This is a genomic window from Streptomyces sp. NPDC004732 (assembly GCF_040609235.1).
Taxonomy (GTDB): domain Bacteria; phylum Actinomycetota; class Actinomycetes; order Streptomycetales; family Streptomycetaceae; genus Streptomyces.
This window is the reverse complement of the sequence record NZ_JBEXJR010000010.1, coordinates 46,983-52,987: the sequence shown is the minus strand read 5'-3', so window position 1 is coordinate 52,987 and position 6,005 is coordinate 46,983. Positions and strand designations below refer to the sequence as shown.

General features: G+C 70.2%; 5 protein-coding genes. 2 read left to right on the top strand and 3 right to left on the bottom strand.

Translation table 11 applies throughout. The features are described from left to right. Nucleotides 1-149 precede the first annotated feature (149 nt). Entirely contained in the window at nt 150-980 is an 831-nt protein-coding gene (locus ABZV77_RS28980; RefSeq protein ID WP_356262847.1) for an alpha/beta hydrolase, read from the bottom strand. A gap of 168 nt (nt 981-1,148) precedes the next feature. Next, nucleotides 1,149-2,645, bottom strand: coding sequence for an oligopeptide:H+ symporter (locus ABZV77_RS28975; RefSeq protein WP_356262844.1), 1,497 nt, complete (start codon nt 2,643-2,645; stop codon nt 1,149-1,151). Between the two features lie 472 nt (nt 2,646-3,117). On the opposite strand from ABZV77_RS28975, the gene ABZV77_RS28970 reads away from it, so the two are divergent. Both ABZV77_RS28970 and ABZV77_RS28965 read left to right on the top strand, forming a co-directional pair. After that, on the top strand, nt 3,118-3,795 hold the full coding sequence (locus ABZV77_RS28970; protein WP_055567988.1) for a response regulator transcription factor: 678 nt from the start codon (nt 3,118-3,120) through the stop codon (nt 3,793-3,795). Nucleotides 3,796-3,980: 185 nt separating this feature from the next. After that, nucleotides 3,981-5,258 carry an ATP-binding protein gene (locus tag ABZV77_RS28965; protein ID WP_356262841.1) on the top strand — a complete coding sequence of 426 codons (1,278 nt, stop codon included), beginning with the start codon at nt 3,981-3,983 and terminating at the stop codon, nt 5,256-5,258. Here ABZV77_RS28965 and ABZV77_RS28960 read toward each other — a convergent pair. Then, on the bottom strand, nt 5,255-5,764 hold the full coding sequence (locus tag ABZV77_RS28960; RefSeq protein WP_356262838.1) for a GtrA family protein: 510 nt from the start codon (nt 5,762-5,764) through the stop codon (nt 5,255-5,257). The genes ABZV77_RS28965 and ABZV77_RS28960 overlap by 4 nt on opposite strands. Nucleotides 5,765-6,005 lie beyond the last annotated feature (241 nt).

The window sequence follows — 6,005 nt, the reverse complement described above, 5'->3', positions numbered from 1 at the left end:
CCCTGGGGGGGGCGTTGGGTGCGGGGCGGCGCTGTCCCCCGCGCCCCTTAAAGGGCGCCTCCGGCGCCCCGTCAGGGGCGCGGGGAACTGCGCGAGCGGCCCAGGGCGGCCCGCAGCCGCCGACGAGCCGCCGTAGGCAGACGCAGACGCTACGCATGGGCCCGCAGCCAGCGCAGGATCGACTGCGCCATCCCCGGCGCCCGGAGGAGCGGGCCCCCGTGCGCGGAGCCCGACACCGTGCGGAGGGTGATGTCGCTGAGGCCCGCGTCGGCCTCTGCACTCGAGAGCTCCGAGGAGTGGGCCCGCGGCACGAAGTCCCCCGTGGAGTGGATGAGGAGCAGCGGCGCGTCGTCCGCGCCGGAGGCGTGGGACGCGACGGACAGGTCGGCCCACCGGGCCCGGCACGCCCGCCCCGCCCCGCCGTCCGGCACGCACCCCGCAAGCCGCTCCGCGGCCCCCCGCAGCGCCCGCCGCTCGGCGGAGGCCCCGGGGCGCGCGCCGTCGCGCCAGGCGCGGTACGGGGACGCCACGGGCGACAGCGCGACGACACCGCGCGTCCGCGCCCGCCCCGCCCCGTACGCCCCGGCTTGCAGCGCGAGGTGCCCGCCCGCCGACGACCCGAGCACCAGCGGCCGCCCGCCGCCCTCCCGCAGCCCCACCCAGCGCAGCGCCGCGAGGACGTCGTCGCGCTGTGCGGGCCAGACCGCGTCCGAGGTCAGCCGGTAGTCGGTGTCGTACACGGTGAACCCACGGGCCGCGAACCACCGCGCCCACCCGCTCCAGTCGGTGTCCTTCGACCAGTAGCCGCCGTGCAGGATGACGAGCGGGGGGCCGCTGTCGCCGTACACGGTGATGTTCTGGCGGGGGTGTGCCCCGTAACGGAAGAGCTGCCCGTGCGGCGGCTCGGGGGCCGCCTGGGCGGCGGCACTCGACGACAACAGCGCCCCACAGAGGGCAACGCTCAGCAACGTACGACGCATGGCGAGATGCTGCACCGCACGGCCGCCCGCTTCCCGCGCAACGCCTCCGCACCACCTGTGCGGGTGGCGGGACGTTCCTCTGTTCGCACGCGTCTGCCTGAAGAGACCTGAAGAAAGCAGAAAGGGCCGCTGCTCTAGGAGCAGCGGCCCTTTCTCACAGCGACAGGGTCAGTTGACCGAGCCCATGAGCTGCTTGACCTTCTTGCGGGACGTCCAGATTCCGACACCCGCCAGTACGGCGATGATCGCTTCGACGGCGACCGCCCCCGAATTGTTCAGGTCCACGCCCAGCTGCGGCGAGGTCAGCAGGCCCGTGACGGAGTCGCCCGCGGTGACCGCGAGGAACCAGACACCCATCATCTGGGCGCTGTACTTCTCCGGGGCCATCTTCGTGGTGAGCGAGAGGCCGACCGGGGAGAGGCAGAGCTCGCCGACGGTCTGGATGAAGTAGATCGCGACCAGCCACATCGGGCTGACCTTGCCGCCGTTGTTGGCGGTGTCGATCAGCGGGATGAGGAAGACGGCGAAGGAGATGCCGATCAGCGTCAGGCTGGAGGCGAACTTGACGGCCGTGCTCGGCTCCTTGCCCCGCTTGTTCAGCCACAGCCACGCCGAGGCGACCACGGGGGCCAGCGCCATGATGAAGATCGGGTTCAGCGACTGGTACCAGGAGGTCGGGAAGTCGAACCCGAGCAGGCTGTTCGTCGTCGAGCCCTTGCCGAAGATCGACAGGGTCGAGCCGTTCTGGTCGTAGATCATCCAGAAGACGGCGGCGACCACGAAGAACCAGATGTAGCCCGACAGCTTGGACTGCTCCAGCTGCGAGAGGTCCTTGTCGCGCTTCATGCGGGCCAGCACGGTGACCGGGATGACCAGACCCGCGATGATCAGCGGCATCAGGGCCCAGTCGGCGAAGTTGCCGGTCACGCCCATGAACGTGTAGAGCGCGGCGGCGACGATCAGCCAGATCAGGCCGTTGCGCAGGGCGGTGGCGCGCTGCTGCGGCGTCGCGGGCTGCGAGACCACGCTGCTCTGGGCGCTCAGGTGGCGCGAGCCGATCATGAACTGGGCGAGGCCGAGGGCCATGCCGAACGCGGCGAGCGCGAAGCCGAGGTGCCAGTTGACGTTCTCGCCGACCGTGCCGATGGACAGCGGGGCGAAGAAGGCGCCGAGGTTGATGCCGATGTAGAAGAGCGTGAAGCCGCCGTCACGACGCGGGTCCTTCGGACCGTCGTAGAGGTGGCCGACCATCACGGAGATGTTGGCCTTCAGGAGGCCGGAGCCGAGCGCGACGAGCGCGAGACCGGCGAAGAAGGTGGCCGAGCTCGGCAGCGCCAGCGTGATGTGGCCGAGGATGACCACGGCGGCACCGATGATGACGGTCTTGCGCGGACCCCAGAAGCGGTCTGCCATCCAGCCGCCCGGCATGGCGAGCAGGTAGACCATCGACATGTAGACGGAGTAGATCGCCGTCGCCGTCGTGGCACTCATGTTCATGCCGCCGGGGGCGATCAAGTACAGCGGGAGCAGTGCCTTCATGCCGTAGAAGCTGTAGCGCTCCCACATCTCGGTCATGAAGAGAGTGGCCAGTCCGCGGGGGTGGCCGAAGAAGGTCTTCTCGGAGCCAGGGGTACTGGCGGAGTCCTTCGTCAGGCTGGACGCCATGGGTCGATCCTCGTGGGTTCGGGACGCGCGCGGCAGGAGCGTGAGCGCGCCCGGTGGGGGGCGGTCGGCACCGTCGTCATGCCGCCCACCCCCACGCCCGGGGGGAGTTCACCCCGCAGAAGAGGCGAGGGGCGGTGACTCCGGGATCCACACCCTGGCGCAACCTCGCGCGCAGGGCCCGACCACAGGTCATTCCTTTCAAGGCCGGCCGGAACCGGCCCGCACACATAAAAGAGACCTAAGGCGCGCACAGCGGGCCAAAGGTCCTTGAGTAGTGCATCAGGCGTTGGGTCACCATACGACACGTCAGGGATGCATATGGAAGGACTTGAGAGATGGATCACAGGTGTCCCTGCAACCAACAGCGCACATTCAAAGGTGTTTCTGTGAATCGCTTCCCATAGCCGCAGGGCCGCACCTCCACTGTGCGATCACCGCCCTGCCGTTGTCCACTGCGGACTACCATCACTCCATGACCCGTGTACTGCTCGCCGAGGACGACGCGTCCATCTCGGAGCCGCTGGCCCGTGCCCTCCGCAGGGAGGGTTACGAGGTCGAAGTCCGTGAGGACGGCCCGACCGCCCTCGACGCAGGCCTGCAGGGCGGCGTAGACCTTGTCGTACTCGACCTGGGGCTGCCCGGCATGGACGGCCTGGAGGTGGCCCGCCGGTTGCGGGCCGACGGGCTCACGGTGCCGATCCTCATCCTGACCGCGCGCGCCGACGAGGTGGACACCGTCGTCGGTCTGGACGCGGGCGCGGATGACTACGTGACCAAGCCCTTCCGCCTCGCCGAGCTCCTCGCCCGGGTCCGGGCGCTGCTGCGGCGCGGCGCCACCGAGCCGAAGGAGGCGCCCGCCACGCACGGCGTGCGGATCGACGTCGAGTCGCACCGCGCGTGGATGGGCGACGAGGAGCTCCAGCTCACCGCGAAGGAGTTCGACCTCCTCAGGGTCCTGGTGCGCGACGCGGGCCGGGTCGTCACCCGGGACCAGCTGATGCGCGAGGTCTGGGACACGACGTGGTGGTCTTCCACGAAGACCCTCGACATGCACATCTCCTGGCTCCGCAAGAAGCTCGGGGACGACGCGGCCAATCCGCGGTACATCGCGACGGTGCGGGGCGTCGGTTTCCGCTTCGAGAAGAGCTGACCCGCACCCCTTCCGGGGCGGTACCCGAAGTCTCCCCAGGGGCGCGCGGAACTGCGCGATCGGCCACGACGAAACCGCAGACGCGTCTGCCCGCGGTGCTCCGACGGCGGGTGCGGGCGCGTCCGGGCTGGTCGCGCAGTTCCCCGCGCCCCTGAAACGCTTCCCGCACGCGAGACACTGGGTGCATGCGCCGTCGCCTGATCAACAGCACACTCGCCGTCGTCCTCGTGGTCATCGCGGTCTTCGGGGTGAGCCTCGTCATCGTCGAGACGAGGACGATCAGCAGCAGCGCCCAGGAGCGCGTCGACTCCGAGGCGCTGCGCCTCGCGAGCATCGTCGACAGCCGGCTGATCAGCGAGGAGAAGATCAGCGGCGAGATCCTGCGCGACCAGGTCGCCACCGACCGGTACGCCCGCATCGAGATCCCCGGCCGCAAGCCCATCGAGATCGGCACCCGCCCCGGCGGCGAGGTCATCAGCGCCACCCGCCCCGGCGAACAGGGCGAGAAGGTCACCGTCCAGGAGCCGAAGGCCGCCGTCACCCGCGAGGTCGGCAGGACCCTGCTGATCATCGCCGCCGTGGCGCTGCTCGCCATCATCGCGGCGGTGCTCCTCGCCGTCCGCCAGGCCAACCGCCTCGCCTCCCCGCTCACCGACCTCGCCGAGACCGCGGAGCGCCTCGGCTCGGGCGACCCACGGCCCCGCCACAAGCGGTACGGGGTGCCGGAGCTGGACCGGGTCGCCGACGTCCTCGACTCCTCGGCCGAGCGCATCGGGCGGATGCTGACCGCCGAGCGGCGCCTGGCCGCCGACGCGTCGCACCAGCTGCGCACCCCGCTGACCGCGCTCTCCATGCGCCTGGAGGAGATCACCGTCACCGAGGAGCTGGACACGGTGAAGGAGGAGGCGACGATCGCGCTGGCGCAGGTCGAGCGCCTCACCGACGTCGTGGAGCGGCTGCTCACCAACTCCCGCGACCCGCGCACGGGCTCCGCCGTCGCCTTCGACCTGGACGAGGTCGTCAAGCAGCAGCTGGAGGAGTGGCGCCCGGCCTACCGCAGCGCGGGCCGCGCCATCGTCAGCTCCGGCAAGCGGCACCTGGAGGCGGTGGGCACGCCGGGAGCGGTGGCCCAGGTCCTTGCCGCGCTGATCGAGAACTCGCTGATGCACGGTGGCGGCACGGTCGCGCTGCGTACCCGTGTCACCGGCAACCAGGCGGTCATCGAGGTCACGGACGAGGGGCCCGGCGTCCCCGCCGACCTGGGGGCGCGGATCTTCGAGCGGACGATCAGCGGCCGCAATTCGACGGGTATCGGCCTCGCGGTGGCCCGGGATCTGGCCGAGGCCGACGGGGGCCGCCTGGAGATGCTGCAGACACTGCCGCCGGTCTTCGGGCTCTTCCTGTCCCGTACGCCGCTCTCGCGGAGCACGGACGGCGAAGCGGAGGACAAGACGATCCGCTAGGAACGCCGCACGACGGGCTTCTCGTCCGTCTCCTCCAGGAACGATTCCGCATGCGCAACGGTGGTCTCGCGGGCGGGCAGGGCCTTGAACACCCAGGTGCGGTACGACCAGAAGCGGAAGAGCGTCGCGATGCCCATGCCGAGGAACTTGAAGAAGTTGGCCTCGAGCCGGCCGTCCCAGCCGAACCAGTACGTCGCCGCGTAGAGCACGCCGTTCTCGATCACCAGGCCGACCGCGCTGAACAGCAGGAACAGCGTGAGTTCCTTGGTGCGGCCGCTCTTGTCACGGTCCTTGTACGTGAAGTAGCGGAACCCCACGTAGTTGAAGGCGATGGCGACGACCGTGGCGACCACGCTCGCGCGCACCACGTGGAGATCGGTGACGTGCCGCACCAGGTTGAAGACGGCGAAGTTCACCAGGGTTCCGACCGCCCCCACGGCCCCGAACTTGGCAATCTCGCGCCCCAGCCGGTCCAGCCGCAAGCGCACTGAGCCCCGTTCTGTCATGGTGTCGCCCCAGCCCCCGTCGATTGCGTACCGGTCGTTCGCACGGTCGTTCCGTACCGGTCATGTACGTGCCGACGGATTGTGATTCGGTCGTGTCGACCCAGCCATGCTAACCAGCGGCCCTCACGGGCGCGCGCGGGTGCCCGGACTCTGTGGCACCGCTGTGACAGGAAGGGGTCGCGGAGCGCGGCTTCCGGCCGTTCCCCGGTGGCCGATACCGGCCGATACCCTGGGGGCGTGA